Here is a 21,226-nt window from a genome sequence, read left to right as displayed (position 1 = left end):
AATGGTTAAAGTCATAATTTACACCGGATTATCCCTTTCTTTTGATGAAGCCAAAAGTATTTTGGATTCCAACGGAGATATCGAAGTAATTTATAAAAGACCTATAAAGCGGGGAGACTTAATCCACGACATTAAAGAAAATCCTGACATAATAGGAATAATTGACGGAGTATTCCATCAAAATTCCGCTGTCGGACATAGGGAAATTCTTGATGTGATGAAAAGAGGAATTAAGGTATTTGGCGCTTCCAGCATGGGCGCGCTTAGAGCATCGGAACTGGATAGCTTAGGAATGGAAGGCATTGGTTATTGTTATAATGAATATGCAAGCGGAAATATCACTTCAGATGATGATGTTGCAGTAATGCTTGATTCAGAAACCTTGGAATCCCTTTCAGTTCCGCTAATAAGTATGGACTATGTATTTACAAATGCAGTTGGGGAAAATATCATAACCCCTGATGAGAAAGAGGAATTAATCAGGATTACCAAAGAAACCTATTATCCTAAGAGAAACTACGCTAAAACTTTATCCGAATCAGGTTTAAACGAGAATAAAAAAGCTAAACTTGTTGATTTTATTCGAACTTCCAAGGATATTAAAAAAGAAGATGCTAAAGAATTAATCCTCCATATTAAAAAACTGATAGAATGAGACTAAATGATAAAATCAATATTGTCATAGACATTTTAAAAGATAGAAATGTTGCAATCGGCTTTTCGGGAGGAAGCGATTCCACACTGATTGTTTATTTAGCTTCACAAATCGCAAAAAACACTCTTGCAATAACAATCGACAATCATCTGATGCCTACAGGTTTTGTTGAACATACAAGAAAAATGGCAGAATCATTTGGAATCGAACATGAAGTTATTGACATTGATTTTTACAGAGATGCTGATTTTTTAGAAAATACCTCCAAAAGATGCCATACCTGCCGCAGCCTAATGTATAGCACAATTAAAAAGCTTGCCATAGATAGGGGATTTGATTATATCTGTGACGGCAACAACATTAGCGATTTAGTTGATGACCGCCCAGGAATATTAGTTACTTATGAAAATGATTTTAAAACCCCCCTAATCAAAGCAAAACTGACCTCACGAGAGATTCATGAATATTTAGATAAAAACAACATTCCTTATTCCAAATCAACCACCTGTCTTGCAACCAGAATTCCTACAAATACTCCAATAACACAAGAAAAAATCGAAAAAATCAGCTATTGCGAAGATTATATCTTATCCAATACAGGATGCGAAATTGTTAAAGTTAGAGATCATGGAATCTTTAGTCTATGTGAAGTTGACAATGTAGATGAAATAATTGGTGAGAACAAATATAAACAAATTAACGATGAATTAAAAAACAAGGGTTATGAAAAAATAGCTTTAAATTTATCAGGAATTAAAAATAATGAAGACATAATTCTCGGCCTAAATGAGGGCGACTTCTCATACAAACTACCATTCACAATAAATATTGAAGATACAGAAAAACAGCTGGAAAATGAAATCATCTTTAAAACAGATGAAAAAATAGAAGTGAAAAATATTGAAATATTTGACAGCGGACTAATTGAAGGAAAACACTTTAATAGTTATGAAAATGCACTAGAAAGATTTATGGAAATCTTGCCTAATTTAAGAAGAAACATTTAGTTTCTCATTTCCCTATATTTTTTTAAAACAATATCCGGAGTTTCAATACTTTGATTAAATGTTGTTGAGAATTCTTTAGGTTCAAAACCTTCATCGACTTTCCTTAAATTCTCCAAATAAAGAGAATTACCATCAATTTTAAAACCAACATCATCAGCCGAAACAGAAATCAGATTTATCTCAAGTTTTGAAGCTTTTTCAAGGACTTCGTCTGCTTTAACCTCATAGGTCAGATTTAAGGTTTTATGAGGCATGATTTCATTAATTGTTCTTTTGATAACTGAATCAAATAGCTCCAAAAATTTGACGGCAGGAGGCATATCATTAGCCCACCAATAAGTAAGAACCGAGTTTAAAACAATGTGGTGTTCTGAAAAATCATCATATAATCTTGCACGAACACCTACACTTGCATCATCAACAACTTTAATTACCAATACTGGACTAACCGCCATTATACCACTATTCGTGAGGAACTAATGCTTTAATTAAATCACTAGCTCTTACAAGACCAACTAACTCGCCTTCAACACCAATAACTGGAATTTGTTCAATGTTTAAAGATTTCATCTTTTTAGCACAGTCAGAAACTTTAGTTTTTGAATTGGCTACTTCGACGTTATTTATTGCAACATCACAAACTAGCTTATCAGTGAATTTTAAACGGTTTTTCTCGATGTATAAAACTGAAGTACTGTCCCAGGACCATTTGTCTCCTTCAGTACCTACAGTGGAACTGTGTTCACTTCTTTCAGATATAATTTCAATTTCAGAAATGAAATCTGTTTCAGTTAAAATTCCGGATAATTTAGCATCGTCGTCAAGCGCTAAAACTGATTTTAAACCAAACTGGTTCATAGTTTCAAATGCAACGTTTAATGGGGTTTTCTCCCAAGTAGTTGGAACGGTTGTAATCATATAATCTTCAACAGCGTCACTGATTTCAGTCTTGGTCAAAGCATTAGATACCAAGTCAAAAGAGGTAATAATACCTACTAATTCCCCTTCATCATCCACTACAGGAACTCGTCTAATATTATTTTCCATCATTTTGCGAGCGGCAACAACAACATCATCACCAGGACTAACAGTAATCAAATCCCTGCTCATCAACATTGCAATTTGTTCTTCATCAGGATTATTAATTAAATCTGACCTGGTCACTACACCTACCAAAATGTTAGTGTCTCCTTTGACAACCGGCAATACTGCTTTTTTTTCTTTTCTCATTAAGTCTAAAACTTTATCCCTGTTGCCCGGAACAGAAACTGTAACTACATTTTTAGACATTGTTCTTTTAACTAACATAAAAAACACCTTTTATAAAAAATACAATAATAATCGGCAAATAAGATTAATGAATTACAAGTACTGCGCATTTAGCTGAATTAACAACTTTATCTGCAACACTGCCCATAATAAATCTATCAAATCCGGATTTACCTGAACTACCCATTACAATCAAATCAACATTTTCTTCTTTGGCAACCTCTAAAATAATTTTAGCAGGTGAACCTTCTCTAACCACATGAGTAATTTTCAAATTATCTTCGTTTAATTTATCAAATTCTTTAAGATTTTCTTCAGATCTTTCTTTTAAAACTTGATTTAATTGGTATACTTCATCATCTAATGGAAGTCCGTTAACAAAATTATTTTCTGTAACGCTCAGCGCTATTATTTCAGCTCCAGTCATCTTTGATAAAAACAAAGCGTGTTTTTGAGCTTTTTTTGCAAATTCGGAACCATCAGTTGGAACCAATATTTTTTTATACATTATTAACATCTCCCATAATATACAGATTCATATCCATTATATTATATGATGGTCTTTTTTATTAATCATACATAATATATTTTTTGTTTCGCACCTGTTTATAATGTTCAAATAAGGATTTTTTGAATATGATTTAAACACTGCAAATTCGGCAAAATGACTTTCAGCTATCATGGATTTTTGAATAATGTTGTTAATTCCAAAGTCAGATATATTTGTTGTAGCCATTTTTAAAAGTTCACAGGGATCAATATAGTTTTTATAATAAACCGACATCACTTTTAAGCTGAATTCCAATTCACGAAGCATATTCGGTGAATTGAGCATTACATTATCGCTTCCAAGAAGCGGCCTTAAACCCAAATCAATCATTTTATTTAAAGGAGCTATGCCTACATTTAATGATGCATTAGCTCTCGGACATACAACAACATTTTGATTTGAGTTTGAAACCAACTCCAAGTCATTATTTTTCGGATTGGTAAGGTGAACCAATTGGGAAAAGTTGCTTGCAACTCCTTTTTCAATTTCACTTAATCCGCAGCAATTAATAGATTCTATTTGATTAGATTCGGATTCCGCTACATGAATTGATGAAATTTTACCTGCCTTTTCACATTCCTCGGAGATTATTTCGCCAACTTCAGCTGTGATTTCGCCAAAACCGCTTGGCGCAATACCTTCGGCAACTTTAAGAATTTTGCGAATAGCTATTCTGACTTTATGCAAATCAGGATCTTCACCGTAAAAACTATCGTCACGGCCCAAAATAATCGGTTTTATCGGAATGTCTTTAGAAGCTTCCTTTAAAAGTTTTACTCCTTTTATTCCGCCTTCACGATAATCAATAAAATGAGTAGTGCCGCTATAAACCATATCCCACATTGAAGACTTCATTGCATCTGTTAATTCATCATCCTCTGCATTGGCTAAGGCAACATGTTTAACACCATGAGGAGGTTTAACCATTTCACTTAAGGACAAACCATACCCCTCATCTTTAATAATAGAATCGCCAATATGAACATGACCATTTATAAAAGACGGGCAAACAACAGCACCCTCAACATCGATAATTTTGCCTTCAGCAGATTCCTTTCCAATTTCAATGATTTTTCCATCATCAACAACAATATTTTCACGGGAAGGAATTAAATCTCTGCCTTTTAATATGATTCCGTTAGATATAGTAAACATTAAAGGAAAATCTAATTTTTTTTATTAATAAATTTTAGCATTCATTAGATTTATTAAATTAAAAATTAAATATAAAACTGTAAGAAATATAAAATTTCTTTCATACAGGATATTACTTTTTAAACAAACAAGGTGATATTATTAACACCAATGAAATACGGTACTTTTACAGGAACATTATAAAAACTGGTAAAGTGTACAGAGTTAAATATAATAATAAAGATTATGGTGAGTTTAAGAAGTTATCGGATGCATTATATGAAAGAGATGCCCTGTTTTTTTGTAATTTTGATTATGATTTGCTTGTTGAATGCGACTTAGAAAACAAGTATGAACATATGGATTTGCCACCATTTCCAGAAAAAAGACCGAAAGGCAGAATTAAGGGGACAAAATTCAATAAAAATGAAAGAGAAGGCGAAATCCTATTTAACCATAAACTTAAAAAATTCTACATCCAAAAAGGTGAAGAAATCATCGGCCAATATGATACAATGACTGAAGCTTTCTACTACAAAAAGTTGTTGATGGACAATGATTGGGACAAAAACATCTTAAAATCACATATAACTGAAAAAATTGAAGTTAACACAGTTATTGACTCGGCAACAAAGTATAAAGTAGAATTAAACTTCTGTCCAAAATGTAAAAGCAGGCTTAAAATTGGTGTAAAAGAATGTCCTTCATGTGGAATCAACATAGAAGAATATTTGTATCAAAATTAAAAAGATGATAGAGATAAGTTATTATTCTCCATCAACATAGTCATTTAAAGATTTAACATTGATTTCATTATTTTGAACAGCCTGAATAGCATTTAAAACTGCTCTTGCTCCTGCCAAGGTAGTAACATATGGAATGCCAAGTTCAATAGCCAAACGTCTAATAATATAACCGTCCTGAGCGGACTGTTTGCCTTCTGAAGTGTTAATAATCAAATCAATCTCATTGTTTAAAATAGCATCCCTGATATTAGGAGATCCCTGAGATACCTTTAAGATTTTTTCAATAGAATCAAGACCTGTAGCATCAGCAGTACCGTTAGTTCCTATAAGGTCAAATCCTAAATTAGCTGCTTTCTCAGCAATAGGTCGGATTTTCTTTTTATCATTTTCTTTAACGCTGATAAATATTTTACCCTTTTTAGGCAATTCCATTCCTGCTGAAAGCTGTGATTTGTAAAATGCCATTCCATAATTTTCATCAATACCTATACTTTCACCGGTAGATTTCATTTCAGGACCTAAGACAGTATCAGATTCTGGAAGTTTTAAGAATGGGAATACAGATTCTTTTACAGCAACATGATTAATTCTAATCTCTTTTGTTAAATCGAAGTCTTTTAATTTAGCACCTTGCATAATCCAAGTTGCAACTTTGGCTAATGGAACTCCAATAGCCTTACTTACAAATGGAACTGTTCTACTTGCACGAGGATTTGCTTCAATGATATAGACCATCTCTTCATCAAGTTTAACCGCATACTGAATATTCATTAAACCTTTAACATCAAGTTCAAGAGCCAATTTGGTGGAATGTTCACGAATAGTATCTAAAATATGTTCCGGAATAGTTTGAGGAGGTATTACACAAGCCGAATCCCCTGAGTGGACACCAGCTTCTTCAATGTGTTCCATGATTCCTGCAATAAATACGTCTTCACCATCACATAGAATATCCACATCAAGCTCAACAGCATCTTCTAAGAATTTATCAACTAAAATCGGGTGTTCCGGAGATACTTTTACAGCCTCTTTCATATATTCCTCAAGCTCAGCATTATCATAAACAATTTCCATTGCTCTGCCACCAATCACATATGACGGACGAACGAGTACTGGGAATGTGATTTTTTCTGCAATTTCCTTTGCCTCTTCAAAAGAATTGGCTGTTCCGTAGGGAGCCTGATGAATGTGCAACTTTTCTAAAAGCCCTGCAAATAATTCCCTGTCTTCTACTCTATCAATGCTCTCATATGGAGTGCCCAATATTTTAACACCTGCATTTGCTAAAGGAACCGCCAGATTAATGGATGTTTGACCACCAAACTGAACTATGACCCCGTCCGGTTTTTCCTGTTCAATTACGCCCATTACATCTTCAAATGTAAGTGGTTCAAAGAACAATTTATCGGAAATATCATAATCAGTACTTACAGTTTCAGGGTTGTTATTGATTAAAATTGTTTCAATGCCCTCTTCTTTTAAAGCCAGTGAAGAATGTACGCAACAGTAATCGAATTCAATACCCTGACCAATTCTAATAGGTCCTGCTCCAAGAATTACGACTTTCTTCTTGTTTGTAGATGTAAGTTCATTACCTACATCGTAGCTGCTGTAGTAATAAGGAGTTTTTGCTTCAAATTCAGCAGCACAGGTATCTACCATTTTATATGACTGTTTGATGTTGTGTCTTGAAAGTAAATTTCCAATATATTCTTCAGTCTGACCTGATAAAACGGCCAAGCGTTTATTGGAGAAACCTAATTGTTTAGCTTTTCTTAAATAATCTCTGTCATTTAACTTTTCAGCAGTTACGTCATTTTCAAACTCAACAATATTTCTTATTTTGTATAGGAAGAAATTATCGATATGAGTGAGTTCCCTTATTTTATCAATATCCATTCCATCTTTAATGGCAGAATAAATCTGGAAATATATCTCATCGGTAGGATGTGCAAGGTCTTCTTCAGTATAATCAATATACTCCAAACCGTCAAAGCCCATATCAAGAGATCTGATTGCTTTTTGGAATGCTTCTTCAAAAGTTCTTCCAATAGCCATCACTTCACCTGTCGCCTTCATTTGAACTCCGACTTCATGGCTTACACCCTTAAATTTATCAAATGGCCATCTTGGAATTTTAATAACAACATAATCAATAGCCGGTTCAAAGGAAGCCGGTGTTTCTTTTGTAATATCATTTTTAATTTCATCCAAAGTTAAACCCAAAGCTATTTTAGAAGAGATTTTAGCAATAGGATAACCGGTTGCCTTAGATGCAAGCGCACTGCTTCTGGATACACGAGGATTTACTTCAATGACTTTGTATTCATCAGTTTCAGGGTTAAGCGCAAATTGAATATTACATCCACCTCTGATTCCCAAAGCCCTGATGATTTTAATTGATGCGTCACGCATTGCCTGAATTGTTTCATCACACAAATTTTGAATAGGGGCAACAACTACACTGTCTCCTGTGTGAATTCCCATAGGATCAATGTTTTCCATAGTACACACAATAATACAGGTGTCTTCTTTATCCCTCATTACTTCGAATTCGATTTCTTTCCAACCAAGAACGGATTCGTCAATGAGAACCTGATTAATGAAACTCATGTCCAATCCATGAGTGGCAATTTCAATTAATTCTTCTTCGTTGTGAGCCACTCCTCCACCAGTACCTCCCAATGTAAATGCCGGCCTTACAATAACCGGATAACCAATGTCTTTAACTGATTCAAGAGCCTCTTCTACGCTTTCAACTGCATGACATTTAGGGATTTCCTCACCAATCTCATCCATAAGATTGGCAAATAAGTCACGGTCTTCAACATCTTTGATTGTTTGAACATCAGAACCTAGAACTTTGATTCCCTCAAGCAAACCCAAATCTCCAAGACCTGTTGCAATATTTAATCCTGTTTGTCCACCCATAGTCGGCAATATGGAATCCACTTTTTCCTCTTCAATAATCTTAGCAACGACTTCGGGAGTTAATGGTTCTGTATAAACAGTATCTGCCATATCAATATCAGTTTGAATAGTAGCTGGATTACTGTTAACAAGAACTGTTTCAATTCCCTCTTCCCTTAATGATTTACATGCTTGTGATCCTGAATAATCGAACTCAGCGGCTTGTCCAATTTGAATAGGTCCAGAACCAATAATTAATACTTTTTTAATATCCTTATCAACTGGCATATTATAATCCTCATTAAATTTTTTAATATTCACCCATCATCTGATTAAATTTGTCAAAAATATCTCTTGTATCATTTGGACCTGGTCCTGCTTCAGGATGGTACTGTATACAATGTAATGGCAATTCTTTATGAGAAATTCCTTCCGGAGTTCCATCATTTAAGTTAATTTGAGTTAAAACCAAATCAGTTTCATTTAATGACTGCTTATCTATGGTAAATCCATGGTTTTGTGAAGTAATAAATACCTTTCCTGTTTTTAAATCTTTAACCGGCTGATTTTCTCCCCTGTGTCCAAATTTCATCTTATATGATTTTGCTCCAAAGGATTTAGCAATTAACTGTTGACCCATACAGATGCCGAAAATCGGCAGTCTGTTGGATAATTTTTTCATAGTTTCAATAGTTTCAGACACCCTGTCAGGATTTCCAGGTCCTGAGGTAATCATTAATCCCCTTGGAGAATAATCCAAAACAGTTTTATAATCAGTATCGTAAGGGAATAAAACAACACCAATATCCCTTTCTAAAAATGAGTTAATAATGTTCTTTTTAACACCGCAATCAATTAAAGCAACCTTTTTATCAGCATCTTCATTGAAAACTTTAATCTCTTTAGTAGAAACTAAAGGAACAACATCCTTATCTTCAATACTTGGTTGTGCACGCGCCATTTCAAGCAATTTGTCATCAGAGATATCTTCAGTTGTTATTGCTGCTTTAAGTGAACCTTTTTCACGAATTTTAAGTGTTAAATCACGGGTATCAATTCCGCTGATTCCCGGAGTTTTAAATTCTTTTAAAAAATCGTCCAATGTTTTTTGAGGCCCGAAATTGGAAACCTCACGACAGACTTCACGACAAACAAATCCTTCTACTTGAATTTTATCTGACTGATACCACTTCTCACTTACACCATGATTACCTTCTAAGGGATAAGTGGACATTAAAATTTCTCCTTTAAAAGACGGATCAGTTAAAGATTCAGTATAACCACCCATACCTGTTGAAAAAACAAGTTCTCCTAATTTAGTGGTTTCATAACCGAATGATTCTCCTCTTAAAACAGTACCATCTTCCAAAGCTAATTTAGCCATTTTCACCATTAAATCACCATCATAAAAAAATAATATTACATTCTATCTTTAATATATATTATTTTACTATATTATAATGGTATTGTTTTTAGACAAAATCCGATTATTAAAAAATAATAAAATATCCGAATTTATCCTAAAAAACAGAACAATAAGATTAAAAAAAATAAATGGAAAATGGATAAAATCCAAATTACCTATTTAATTTTCATGCTGAAATTTAGACTTCTTGATGAATGGGTCAAAGCACCAATTGAAATAATGTCCACACCATATTCAACATAATCCATAATATTATCTTCAGTAATACCGCCAGACACTTCAATTAAAGAGTTTTGACGAATGTCTAATCTTTCAAGCTCTTTGATGACATTTTTAACTTCATCCCCACCCATATTATCAAGCATGACAATATCTGCCTTATTTTTTACACATTCAACAGCATCAGACAATGTTTCAACTTCAATTTCAATTTTTTTAGAAAAGCTAGTGTTTTCTTTTGCTTTTAAAAGAGCATCCAACGGAGATTTAGAGACTGCAATATGATTGTCCTTAATCAAAACCATATCATCCAAACCAAAACGATGAGTATCGGCTCCGCCCACTTTTAAAGCATACTTATCAAATTTAGCTATTGCAGGAGAAGTTTTGCGAGTTCCAGCTATTCTAACATCATAATCCTTAACTAAATTAGAATAATAATTAGCAGCGCTGGCCACACCACTCATCCTCATTGACAGATTTAGTGCAGTTCGTTCAAGAAGCAGAATAGTTCGCGCATCACCTTTTAGAGACATCAATAAGTCATTTTTTGAAATTTCACACCCGTCATTTAACCAGAATGTGACTTCAATCCCATGTTCTTCAAATAATTCTTTAATAATGCCCATTCCTGCCAAAATACCTTCATCTTTTGAAATAATATATGCATCAACTTCCAAATCATTTTCTACAATAGCTTCAGAAGTAATATCTCCAAATCCTTTATCTTCATCAAGCATATATTCAATAATTTTATCCAAAAAAATCACCATAAATTTAATTATTATAGTTAATATATACTATTTTTATAATATAAAATAAGTGATTTGATGGAAATTATATTTTTAGGAACATCCTCAGCAGTGCATTCATATACAAGAAATCATCCTGCAATTGTTTTAAAAGCATTTGGAGAAACCATGTTATTTGATTGTGGTGAGGGAACACAAAGACAGCTAATTTTTGCTAAAGTAAGCCCTATGAAAATATCCAAAATATTTATTAGCCATTATCATGGCGACCATATTTTAGGCCTTCCGGGACTCCTGCAATCTATGAATTTTAGAGGAAGGGAGAATAAATTAACTATATACGGTCCGAAAGGATTGGATAACTTAAAAAATATGATATTTGGACTGGGATATTCTAAAATTGAATTTCCAATTGAATTTATCGAAATTGGCTCACAGACCATTGAAAGCTGTGACGAATATATTATTAAGTCCCAGATGGTCAATCACAATGTTCCAAGCTTAGCATATTCCCTTGAAGAAATTAAAAAACCCAGATTTCTTCGCCAAAAAGCTATTGAATTAGGCGTGCCTGAAGGACCTGATTTTGGGCGCCTGCACAATGGTGAGGAAATTGAAGTTGAAGGAAAAATCATTAAACCGGAACAGGTATTGGGCCCTCCAAGAAAAGGCAATAAATTAACTTATTCAGGAGACACCGCCCCTTGTGAAGAGATGATTTCATTTGCTGAAGATTCAACACTACTTATTCATGAATCAACATATGTAAGTGAAGATGCCGACAAAGCAGAGGAGAATTTCCATTCAACATCTGCAGATGCTGCAAAAATAGCCAAATTATCAAATACAAAACAGCTGGTTCTAACCCACTTCAGCACCAGATACACAACAACAGACACTTTAATTAAAGAAGCAAAAGAAATTTTTGAAAAAACCAGATTAGCAAAAGATTTTATGAGAATAGAGATTTAAACCGATTATTATGAATATTCCAATAACAATCCCCAATCCAACAGCTACATTCATTTATATTTTAATAGTCATAATCGGCACATCCGTTGCAACAAGAGTGATTGCATATCTTATGAATAGAATGAAGCGTTTCCATGATAATAAAGCCGCAATTTACCTAATGAGAGATATAATCAATTATGTAATCTATTTTATAGCTTTAATGACAATTTTACAATTTTTTGGAATAAATCTTGCCGGAATTTTATTGAGTTTAGGAATTGTAGGTATCGGCGTGAGTTTTGCTGCTAAAGATATAATATCAAATTTATTTTCAGGAATAATTTTAATTGTTATGAAAAGCATTCAAGTTGGAGATACAATTGAAATAAAAAACAACAAAGGTGTTGTTGAAATGCTCAATCTTAGATCAACAATTCTTGTTGATGATGGCGGAATTAAAGAAATTATTCCAAATTCAACATTAATAACCACTCCGTATTTACATTATAGAGCTCCTGAAAAATATAGGATAGACATACAAACCGGACTGGCATTGAATATTGACATTGAGGAATTTAAGGAATATATCACCAAAAAAATTTCAGAGTATGACTGGATAGTAAAAGATCCCGAACCTGTTGTGAACGCCATAAGCATCAACAATGAAGAAAGTAATCTGAAAGTATCATTTTGGGTGAAAGATATTAATAGTAAAAGTAAATATAAATTAATTATCACTAATGAAATTAGAAAATATATACAAATGGGTGAAAAAAATGAATAATTCCCTTCAAGATGAAATTTTAAAATTAAAAAAGGAAAAAAATGCAATAATTCTTGCACATAACTACCAGCCGAAAGAAGTTCAAGAGATTGCAGATTTCCTTGGAGATTCATTAGAATTATGTATAAAAGCTTCTAAAATTGAAGATAAAGATTTAGTTATCTTCTGCGGTGTGGACTTTATGGCGGAAACTGCATATATCTTAAATCCCGATAAGAAAATTGTCATACCGACCCTCGAAGCTGAATGTCCAATGGCTCATATGCTACCTGAAGAGGTGCTTTTAAAAGCAAAAGAAGAACACCCTGATGCAGGAGTTATTCTTTATGTAAACAGTATTGCTGAAGCCAAACAGCATGCAGATACTTTATGCACATCAGCCAATGCAGTAAAAGTTACAGAAAGTTTACCCCATGATAAAATATTATTCGGACCTGATAAAAACCTGGGAAACCATGTAGCTGACAAGCTTGACAAAGAAATCATCCATGTTCCGGAAGACGGCCATTGCTACGTGCACAGATTGTTCCATGTTGAAGATGTTGAACTTAAAAGACAACAATACCCTAATGCAGAAATAATCTGCCATCCGGAATGTGATATAAAAGTTCAAAAAGCATGCGATAAAGTAATGTCCACCGGAGGAATGTTAAAATATGTTGCTGAAAGCGAAAAAGAGGAATTTGTAATTGGAACTGAAATTGACATGATTACAAGAATCCATTCTGAAGCGCCAGGCAAAAAACTATATCCTCTGCTTGAAGGGGCAATTTGTGAAACAATGAAACTGCACACACTTGATAAGATAAGAGATGCACTTGTAAACGAGGCTCCGGAAGTTGTTCTGCCAAAAGATGTTGCGGACAAATCAAGAAAGGCAGTCCAGCACATGCTTGATGCATCAAAATAAAGTAAGGCTAATTTAAATTAGCTTAACTTTCTTATTTTTTATTTATCGCCAAATCACATATCTTCCAAAAAACTGGATAAAAACAGGGTCATTTCTATTTCTTCACGGGCAATAAAATCATTTAATCTGAATTTTGAAACCTCACTTTGGAAAGGATATAACCTATCTTCAAAATACATTTTAATTATCAGACCTTCCTCATTAACTGAAGTTTCTTCATTTAAATTATCGGCTAAAAACTTTATTTGATTAGGAAACAGTCCGGACACTTCATATTCAATGAATTTGGAATTGTTTTGCCCGCCGTAATCTGAAATTTTAACAATCATGAAAAATTCTCCATAAATTCATTTAGGTCATCAGAAATGGTTTCCAATTCATTAAAGCATAAATGCCCTAAATCAGAATCCATAATTATCATCTGAGAAGATTCAATCATTTTAGACATAGGGATTGCGTCCAGTTCAGGAGGAAAATGAGGGTCCTGCTTTGAAGCTATTATCAGGGTTTTTGATTTAACTTTATCCAAATCATTTTCAACATCAAAATTCATGCAGGCCTTATTACAATATTTTAAATCATAAATATCGGTTTCAATACTTTCATTGCCGAAATTCTCAAATTCCTCACTTAATTCAAGATTAGACATTTGCCTTAAAGCCTCTTTAGACAATCCAAAATTAAATTCTGCCAAGCTGGCAATTCTTAATGTCCTAATTAAAGAGTAAGTTAGTTCACCGCGATTATAATCAGGGTCAGACTCAATAATCTCATTGACAAATTTTGAGAGAATGAAATCATGACCTGCTACCTTATAGCTGCTAACTCCACAAATGATAAAATCCGCAAAGTCAGGAAAATTAATTGCAGAAGTCAGACAGACAAATCCTCCCATTGAATTGCCGATCATGCCTAAAACATGACGAATACTGAATTTTTCAGCTAAAAACTTTTTTTGAAAGTTTGCGACATCTTTGATTGAGTATTTCGGAAATTTATTTTTTAAATCCGTACTTGAAGGTGAACAGGACCCTGGAGAGCCAAGTGCAGATAGGCAAATGAAAAAATATTTGTTTTCATCAAAAGGACCATTTTCATTTGCTAATGGTGCAATCTTTTTTAGAGAAGAATAGTTGCCTAAGGAACCATGGCAATAAATAATTGCATTTTTTATAATGCCATTTTCATCATAAATGGGAGTTCCAAAGGTCATATACTCAACAGTTACATCATTTAATACTTCACCGGTTTCAAATTCAAATGAATCCAAAGTAAAATATTCGTTTTTAGATATGAAATATTCTTCGTCGTAAATTTTAATTCACCTTCTACAAACTTAATACAATATTGTTTAAAAAACAAATTATTTAAATTAAACTAAACAATGTTATTGTGATGAAATATAAAATTTTAGAAAATCCCAGTTGTGAAGATGCATATGAGCTAGTTCAGGAAGGTTTACGTAAAAGAGCAACCATATTACTTTTTGCTTGCTGTAAAGTCAGTTATGAAGGAAGGGCATTAAGCGAACTTAACTGGGGAGAACGTATAATTATGATCAAACCAGACGGTGCGTTTCTAATCCATCAAGATAAAAAAGTAGAGCCTGTAAACTGGCAGCCTCCGAAATCAAGGACTAAAAGCTATATCAAAGACGATAACTTATTTTTAGAAAGTCGCAGAAGAACACCAAAAGAGCTATTGACTGCAGAAATCAGACAAATCCAATTTATCAATTATGCCAATATTGAAGATTTTGAAGAGCTTGAACAGGCAGGATATGAAAAGGACATGAGCGACATGATAATGGAAAAACCTCACATGATAGAAGAAGGTTTTACCCCTACTGCACGGGAATACAGTGTAGAACATGGATTTATTGACATTATCGGAAAAGATAGTGACAATAATTTAATGGTTCTTGAATTAAAAGCACGCAAAGCAGGAGTTGCTGCTGTAAAACAACTTAGAAGATATCTTCATGATTTAGAAAACACAGATAATGATTATTTAAAAGAATGCAAGGCGCAAAAGAAAAAAATAAGGGGATTGCTTGTTGCACCTTCAATTATGGATGATGCCTTGGAGTTGCTTGAGGAGGAATGCATTGAATTTGTATCCGTAAAACCTCCCCGCGAGTTAAAAAGAGATAAAAAAGTAACATTGGATGCATTCTAATCCAATGCATCTTCGATTTTTTTCAATTCATTATTATAATAATTAATTGTGTGTGAATTAGCGGGCATAGCTTTAACTACATGACAATCCTTTTCTAATTTGTATATCAGATAATCCTCACCATTTAAAGGAATTTGAGTATCATCATCCAGTAATTCCAAATTATCAAGTTCTTTTAATATGTTGTGATATTCCCTTTCTTCAAGTTCGACCAAGTCCTCCAATTGCATGTCCTGAACTTTAGGATTCAAATGCATTGCAATAGCTACAAACCCGTTAACCATTTTATTTGATGATTCGAACTTGGCATTTCTAATCTCATCCATGGATGCTTTAACATGGTCTAAAGTGTTTTTAGTAATTGGAATTTCACTGGACAATCCGATTTGATTAACTTCATATTTTTCATTCCATTCACCAATTTTATAAACCGCATAATTTATATCGTCAACATTAATCATTTCTTCACTGTTCATTCTATCACATTTGTAAATATCTATTTATAAGAATAAAAACATTATTATAAATATTATAACCAATAAATATAAACTTTAATGGAGGTTAAGCTGTGAAAAAATGTCCTGAATGTGGAAATCCAAGTTATGATGGTGCCCCAGTTTGTGGAAATTGTGGATATAAATTCCCTAAAGCAAAATCTGAGAATTCTAAAAGGGAAAATATCTTCCAAAAAGAAGATAAAATTAAAAAACCTTCCAATGATGAAAGTACGCTCAATATTATAAAAGAAAATAGAATCCTTATTGGAGCAATATTACTTATAACTTTAATCGTTATTTTTGGAATTATACTTACTGGATCCGGCAATAACTCTTCAACAATTCAAGGTATTGATACATCAGAATATAATTCTGGAGATTTCTCATTTAAATATCCGAGCAATTGGCAAGAAATAAACTTAACTGACGAAGATCATCCTGGAGCTAAATTCTTAAAAACAGCAAACAATATAACTTTTGAGTATTACAATGTTACTAATGACGCCACATCTTTAAAAGAGATCAGTCAAAATAGAATTACTAACGCTCAAAATAAAGGTTCTTATATTAGTCTTGTTGAAACAATAACATTAGATGGAAGAAACACATCAAATATTGTTTTAGAAAATGCTGATGGAGATTACACCAGATTTGTTTCAATGCTCAGCAATAATAAATTATACGTATTTAAAATCAGTGGAGACTCTTACAATTCAGTTACATCTGATGAAATTAATTCCGTGATAAATACTGCAGATATTGTTTAAGTATGGTTTAAATCATACTTTTTTTCTATTTTTATGTGTTAAAATGACAAAAATTAAATTTGCGCTTTGTCAAATGAATGTTGTAGACAATAAAGAAGAAAATATCTCAACAGCCAGTTTGATGATTGAAAAAAGCCTATCTGAAAATGCTAATTTTATAATACTGCCCGAAATGTTCAATTGCCCTTATTCAAACGATAAATTTATTGAATATGGTGAAGAAGAATCCGATAGCCCTACCTTAAATAAAATCTCATCATTAGCTAAAAAGAACAATGTACATATTCTTGCAGGATCCATTCCCGAAAAAGAAAAAGACAAGTTATATAATACCAGTTATCTTTTTGATAAAAAGGGAAATATCATTGCAAAGCATAGAAAAATGCACCTTTTTGACATTGATGTTAAAGGAAAAATAACTTTCAGGGAATCTGATGTTTTAACCTCAGGCGATGAATTTACAATTGCAAAAACAGAATTCGGAAAAATCGGCATCGGAATTTGCTATGATATCCGTTTTCCTGAGCTTGCACGAGTTATGGTCGAGCATGGCGCATCAGTGCTGATTTATCCCGGTGCATTTAATATGACAACAGGCCCTGCACATTGGGAATTGCTGTTTCGCTCAAGAGCACTGGACAATCAAGTTTTCTGCATAGGAGTTGCACCTGCACTAAACAAAGATGCAAGTTACCGCAGTTACGGCCATTCAATTATTACAAATCCATGGGGAGAAGTAATAGCCCAAGCTAGTGAAAAAGAGGGTTTGATTATTTCCGAGATTGACTTAAGTGAAATAAAAAAAATAAGAGAAGAGCTTCCTCTTTTAAAAAATAAAAGGAAAGACCTCTATGAAGTTATTCGAAAATAATTATTTTAATTTAGCCAATCTTTTTTCAAAGTAAGGTAATTTTTTCTCGTTGTCTTTAAATACCTCAATTGCTGTTTCAATTACCCTAACTTCATTATCATAGTCATTGGCTTTCCTATATAAAACGCATAATCTTTTGTACGCGGCATCTTTATCCTGTTTTGCATCAACATAACGTTCATATTCCTTAATTGCTTTTTGAACATTAGTTTTTTCCATTTCTTTAATTGTGCTCATCGGAATGACTTTAACAATTGATTTTCCAGAGGCTTTTGCCTTTTGTCTTTTTTCAGCTTTTTTAATAGCTTTATTGCATGATTTTTTAAAGTCTTTATCATCTTCACTTTTTCTAGCGTCTTTAATTAATTTGATTGATTCTTCAGTTGCAAGATCACCCAAAGCCTGAATAGCTGCTAATCTAACACCCCAGTCGTCATCATTCAGACATTTTGCAATTGATTCAATTTCACCAGCAACTTGAAGTTCACCCAAAGCACGTACGGCAACTTTTCGGACTCCGAAATCATCATCATCTGTTGCTTCAACAAAATAAGGGATGACTTTATCATCTTCAGTTTCTTTAAGGGCAAATGTTAAAAATCTTTTATCTTTACCTTCGGCATTACTAAATTCGTCAATCAACTTATCAACTGCCAAATTACCCATATTACCTAAAATTTCAGCAGCTTTGAATCTGACTTGTGCATTATCATCAGTAGTAGCTTTAATTAACGGTTCAATAGCATTTTCGTCAGTGATTCCGACTAATGATTCTATAGCTTCTTTTCTAACTTTAACATCTTCATCTGACAAGTTCAAAAGAGCTTCATCAAAACTTAAATTAGACATGTTAATAATTTAGATTTAAAGTAGTATATAATCTTTTAAAAAAAGACCCCTCAACATTATTTAAATTACACTCATCACCATTCCTGGCAAATATCATTAAATAATATGAAAATTAAAAGACTAAAACATTAATAAGAATGAGGAACAATAATGATTGAAGAGCAGACTAAAAGTTATTCCAAAAAAGAAATTTTTAAGGTGTTGCATCCCTGGATACGAAAATGGTTTGACTCACAATTCAAAGATTTTACACCTTCACAGAAAAAATCAATCATTGATATTCACAAAAAGAACAATATACTGATTTCATCACCGACAGGGTCTGGAAAAACATTAACTGCTTTTATATCAGTCATTAGCGAGTTAGCAACCCTTGCTGAAGAAGACAAATTGGAAGATAAAGTATACTGCATTTATATCTCCCCTCTAAAAGCATTAGATAATGATATTGAAAAAAATTTAGAAGAACCTTTAAGGGGAATTGAGAAAGCTGCTGGAAAAGAATTGGGAATTAGAAAAGCTGTACGAACTGGAGACACCACACAATATCAAAGACAGAAAATGCTTAAAAAGCCACCCCACATATTAATTACAACACCTGAAACATTATCTATCCTACTTGTTGCTCCGAAGTTCAGGGAGAAATTAAGTGGCGTTAAATACGTGATCGTTGATGAAATACATTCACTTGCCGAAAATAAAAGAGGAGTTGACTTAAGTTTATCTTTAGAAAGGCTGCAGCATTTAGTTGGCCAGTTCACCAGAATCGGACTTTCTGCAACTGTAAGTCCTCTTGAGGAAGTTGCAAAGTTTCTTGTCGGATATGAATACAATGTCGGGCGCAATTGCAAAATCGTCAATATTGATTACTTAAAAGATCTTGATATGGAAGTAATGTCTCCGGTAAGTGATATTGTGCTTGCAGATGAAGAGGATACCCGTCTTGGAATGTATGATTTGTTGGATGATCTGATTCAGGAAAACAACACGACATTAGTCTTTACAAACACCCGAAGCGGAACAGAACGGTTTGTTTATAATTTAAAGAAGATGTATCCGATGAATTATAATGATTCAAATATAATGGCTCACCATTCATCACTTTCAAAAGAAGTTCGCCTGGAAGCGGAAAACAAATTAAAAGAAGGAAAACTTAAAGCAGTATTCTCATCCACCTCTCTTGAACTTGGAATAGATATTGGATACATTGATTTGGTTGTTTTAATAAATTCTCCCAAATCTGTTGCAAGAGCCCTTCAGAGGATTGGAAGAAGCGGACACAAGTTGCAGGCAAAGTCCAAAGGCAGAATCATCGTGACAAATCGTGACGACTTAGTCGAATGTTCTGTTTTGCTTAAAAACGCGAAGGAAGGAAAAATAGATAAAATAAATATTCCCACCAACTGTTTAGATGTTTTAGCCCAGCATATTTATGGAATGAGTATTGAAAACCCATGGGATATTGATTATGCTTATGATGTGATTAAAAAAAGCTATTGTTATAGAAATCTCACAAAAGATGACTACGAAGACGTATTGAGCTATCTGGCAGGAGAATATCCTGAACTTGAAGAGAGATATGTTTATGCAAAGATTTGGGTAGACTATAAAGAAAATACTTTCGGAAAACGGGGCAAACTGGCAAGAATGATTTATTCCACAAATATTGGCACGATACCTGATACTTCAGGAGTTCTGGTTAAATGTGATGGAGAAACAGTCGGAAAAATTGAAGAAAGCTTTTTAGAGCGGTTAAAAAAAGGAGATGTCTTTGTTTTAGGAGGCAGAACATATAGATTCAATTACGGGAAAGGAATGACAATCAATGTCACTCCTGCAAGTGGACCTCCGACAATACCCTCATGGTTCTCACAGCAACTGCCTTTATCTTTTGACCTTGCAATGGACATTCAACGCTTCAGATCCCATATGGAGACTAAATTCGAGTATCGCAGAACTAAAGAAGAAATAATGGAATTTATATTTGATTATTTATATGTTGATGACTTTGCAGCCAATTCAATTTATGAGTATTTTGTAGAGCAGTACAAATATGCCAAAATCCCAAGCAATCGCCTCCTACTAATTGAATATTATAAAGGATTTGGGGGCAGGAATTTTGTCATTTTCCATTCATTATTCGGAAGAAAAGTCAATGATGCACTGTCCCGTGCTGTTGCCTATGTTGTTGCACATAAATACAATACCAATGTAACAATTTCAGTTACCGACAATGGATTTTATTTAAGTTCAGATGGAAAGATAGGGGGTTTGGAATCATTTAAAGAATTGACTCCTGAAAATTTTGAAAATATATTAATTAAATCCTTAAATAAAACCGAAACATTAGCTTCAAGGTTTAGACATTGTGCCGGAAGGTCTCTTATGACTTTGAGAAAATATAAAGGAGAATCAAAGTCTGTAGGCCGCCAGCAGGTTCGTGGAAAAATCTTATTAAAATTTATTCAGGACATGGATGATAATTTTTCAATTTTAAAAGAAGCAAGAAGAGAAGCCCTTGAAGATTATATGGATATTAAAAATGCTCTGAAAGTAATAAACATGATTGCTGCAGGAGAATTGGAAATAAAAACCATAAATACTGTAATACCAAGCCCCTTTGCATTTAATCTGGTTTCACAGGGATATTTAGATGTTTTAAATCAAAATGACCGTGGAGAATTTACTAAAAGAATGCACAAAGCAATACTTGAACAAATTAAAGACAAATTAAAAGACATTTATTAG

The 21,226-nt window shown here is 33.3% G+C and carries 21 protein-coding genes; 10 read left to right on the top strand and 11 right to left on the bottom strand.

Annotated features, from left to right (window positions below):
- The first annotated feature begins 1 nt into the window (after position 1).
- Positions 2-655 (top strand): TfuA-related McrA-glycine thioamidation protein, encoded by a 654-nt coding sequence (locus tag Q4Q16_RS00210; RefSeq protein ID WP_303345377.1) that lies wholly within the window; start codon positions 2-4, stop codon positions 653-655.
- Positions 652-1,662, top strand: a complete 1,011-nt coding sequence (locus Q4Q16_RS00205; RefSeq protein WP_303345376.1) for a 7-cyano-7-deazaguanine synthase — start codon at positions 652-654, stop codon at positions 1,660-1,662. The genes Q4Q16_RS00210 and Q4Q16_RS00205 overlap by 4 nt, the downstream gene beginning before the upstream one ends.
- Here Q4Q16_RS00205 and Q4Q16_RS00200 read toward each other — a convergent pair.
- Genes Q4Q16_RS00200 through Q4Q16_RS00185 form a run of 4 tightly spaced genes read right to left on the bottom strand, consistent with a single transcriptional unit; the run spans position 1,659 to position 4,636 of the window.
- On the bottom strand, positions 1,659-2,117 hold the full coding sequence (locus Q4Q16_RS00200; protein ID WP_303345375.1) for a hypothetical protein: 459 nt from the start codon (positions 2,115-2,117) through the stop codon (positions 1,659-1,661). The two genes, Q4Q16_RS00205 and Q4Q16_RS00200, sit on opposite strands and share 4 nt — an antisense overlap.
- 7 nt (positions 2,118-2,124) lie before the next feature.
- Positions 2,125-2,970, bottom strand: coding sequence for a CBS domain-containing protein (locus Q4Q16_RS00195; protein ID WP_303345374.1), 846 nt, complete (start codon positions 2,968-2,970; stop codon positions 2,125-2,127).
- 46 nt (positions 2,971-3,016) lie between these two features.
- Positions 3,017-3,439 (bottom strand): universal stress protein, encoded by a 423-nt coding sequence (locus Q4Q16_RS00190; RefSeq protein ID WP_303345373.1) that lies wholly within the window; start codon positions 3,437-3,439, stop codon positions 3,017-3,019.
- Between the two features lie 36 nt (positions 3,440-3,475).
- Positions 3,476-4,636: an amidohydrolase family protein gene (locus tag Q4Q16_RS00185; protein WP_303345372.1), complete on the bottom strand. Its 1,161-nt coding sequence runs from the start codon at positions 4,634-4,636 to the stop codon at positions 3,476-3,478.
- Positions 4,637-4,830: 194 nt separating this feature from the next.
- On the opposite strand from Q4Q16_RS00185, the gene Q4Q16_RS00180 reads away from it, so the two are divergent.
- A complete protein-coding gene (locus tag Q4Q16_RS00180; RefSeq protein ID WP_303345371.1) occupies positions 4,831-5,361 on the top strand; it encodes a zinc ribbon domain-containing protein in 531 nt (176 codons plus the stop codon).
- Between the two features lie 21 nt (positions 5,362-5,382).
- Here Q4Q16_RS00180 and carB read toward each other — a convergent pair whose 3' ends face one another.
- From carB to nadC, 3 genes are all read right to left on the bottom strand, one after another.
- Entirely contained in the window at positions 5,383-8,559 is a 3,177-nt protein-coding gene (gene carB / locus Q4Q16_RS00175) for a carbamoyl-phosphate synthase large subunit (RefSeq protein ID WP_303345370.1), read from the bottom strand.
- Positions 8,560-8,581: 22 nt separating this feature from the next.
- A complete protein-coding gene (gene carA, locus Q4Q16_RS00170; protein ID WP_303345369.1) occupies positions 8,582-9,664 on the bottom strand; it encodes a glutamine-hydrolyzing carbamoyl-phosphate synthase small subunit in 1,083 nt (360 codons plus the stop codon).
- 188 nt (positions 9,665-9,852) lie between these two features.
- Positions 9,853-10,677 (bottom strand): carboxylating nicotinate-nucleotide diphosphorylase, encoded by an 825-nt coding sequence (nadC, locus tag Q4Q16_RS00165; RefSeq protein ID WP_303345368.1) that lies wholly within the window; start codon positions 10,675-10,677, stop codon positions 9,853-9,855.
- A 69-nt stretch (positions 10,678-10,746) separates the two neighbouring features.
- On the opposite strand from nadC, the gene rnz reads away from it, so the two are divergent.
- Genes rnz through nadA form a run of 3 tightly spaced genes read left to right on the top strand, consistent with a single transcriptional unit; the run spans position 10,747 to position 13,316 of the window.
- On the top strand, positions 10,747-11,640 hold the full coding sequence (gene rnz / locus Q4Q16_RS00160; RefSeq protein ID WP_303345367.1) for a ribonuclease Z: 894 nt from the start codon (positions 10,747-10,749) through the stop codon (positions 11,638-11,640).
- Positions 11,641-11,650: 10 nt separating this feature from the next.
- Positions 11,651-12,406 carry a mechanosensitive ion channel family protein gene (locus Q4Q16_RS00155; protein ID WP_303345366.1) on the top strand — a complete coding sequence of 252 codons (756 nt, stop codon included), beginning with the start codon at positions 11,651-11,653 and terminating at the stop codon, positions 12,404-12,406.
- Positions 12,399-13,316 (top strand): quinolinate synthase NadA, encoded by a 918-nt coding sequence (gene nadA, locus Q4Q16_RS00150; protein ID WP_303345365.1) that lies wholly within the window; start codon positions 12,399-12,401, stop codon positions 13,314-13,316. Before Q4Q16_RS00155 ends, nadA begins: the two co-directional genes overlap by 8 nt.
- A gap of 53 nt (positions 13,317-13,369) precedes the next feature.
- Here the strand turns inward: nadA and Q4Q16_RS00145 are convergent, their stop codons facing one another.
- Both Q4Q16_RS00145 and Q4Q16_RS00140 read right to left on the bottom strand, forming a co-directional pair.
- Positions 13,370-13,645: a DUF5750 family protein gene (locus Q4Q16_RS00145; protein WP_303345364.1), complete on the bottom strand. Its 276-nt coding sequence runs from the start codon at positions 13,643-13,645 to the stop codon at positions 13,370-13,372.
- A complete protein-coding gene (locus Q4Q16_RS00140) occupies positions 13,642-14,586 on the bottom strand; it encodes an alpha/beta fold hydrolase (protein ID WP_303345363.1) in 945 nt (314 codons plus the stop codon). The genes Q4Q16_RS00145 and Q4Q16_RS00140 overlap by 4 nt, the downstream gene beginning before the upstream one ends.
- A 125-nt stretch (positions 14,587-14,711) precedes the next feature.
- Here Q4Q16_RS00140 and nucS point away from each other — a divergent pair, with 125 nt between their 5' ends.
- Positions 14,712-15,494, top strand: coding sequence for an endonuclease NucS (gene nucS, locus Q4Q16_RS00135; protein WP_303345362.1), 783 nt, complete (start codon positions 14,712-14,714; stop codon positions 15,492-15,494).
- Here the strand turns inward: nucS and Q4Q16_RS00130 are convergent.
- On the bottom strand, positions 15,491-15,970 hold the full coding sequence (locus Q4Q16_RS00130; RefSeq protein WP_303345361.1) for a hypothetical protein: 480 nt from the start codon (positions 15,968-15,970) through the stop codon (positions 15,491-15,493). The genes nucS and Q4Q16_RS00130 overlap by 4 nt on opposite strands.
- Before the next feature lie 92 nt (positions 15,971-16,062).
- On the opposite strand from Q4Q16_RS00130, the gene Q4Q16_RS00125 reads away from it, so the two are divergent.
- Together Q4Q16_RS00125 and Q4Q16_RS00120 are read left to right on the top strand one after the other, a co-directional pair.
- A complete protein-coding gene (locus Q4Q16_RS00125) occupies positions 16,063-16,758 on the top strand; it encodes a PsbP-related protein (protein ID WP_303345360.1) in 696 nt (231 codons plus the stop codon).
- 43 nt (positions 16,759-16,801) lie between these two features.
- A complete protein-coding gene (locus Q4Q16_RS00120; protein ID WP_303345359.1) occupies positions 16,802-17,629 on the top strand; it encodes a carbon-nitrogen hydrolase family protein in 828 nt (275 codons plus the stop codon).
- Here the strand turns inward: Q4Q16_RS00120 and Q4Q16_RS00115 are convergent, their stop codons facing one another.
- Positions 17,630-18,478: a HEAT repeat domain-containing protein gene (locus Q4Q16_RS00115; protein ID WP_303345358.1), complete on the bottom strand. Its 849-nt coding sequence runs from the start codon at positions 18,476-18,478 to the stop codon at positions 17,630-17,632.
- Positions 18,479-18,628: 150 nt separating this feature from the next.
- Here Q4Q16_RS00115 and Q4Q16_RS00110 point away from each other — a divergent pair, with 150 nt between their 5' ends.
- Complete coding sequence (locus Q4Q16_RS00110) at positions 18,629-21,226, top strand: ATP-dependent helicase (RefSeq protein ID WP_303345357.1); 2,598 nt, start codon at positions 18,629-18,631, stop codon at positions 21,224-21,226.

Origin of the sequence: Methanobrevibacter sp., from assembly GCF_030539875.1 — an archaeon.
GTDB lineage: Archaea > Methanobacteriota > Methanobacteria > Methanobacteriales > Methanobacteriaceae > Methanocatella.
The sequence above is the reverse complement of the archived record's forward strand: the minus strand, read 5'-3'. Positions and strand labels throughout refer to the sequence as shown.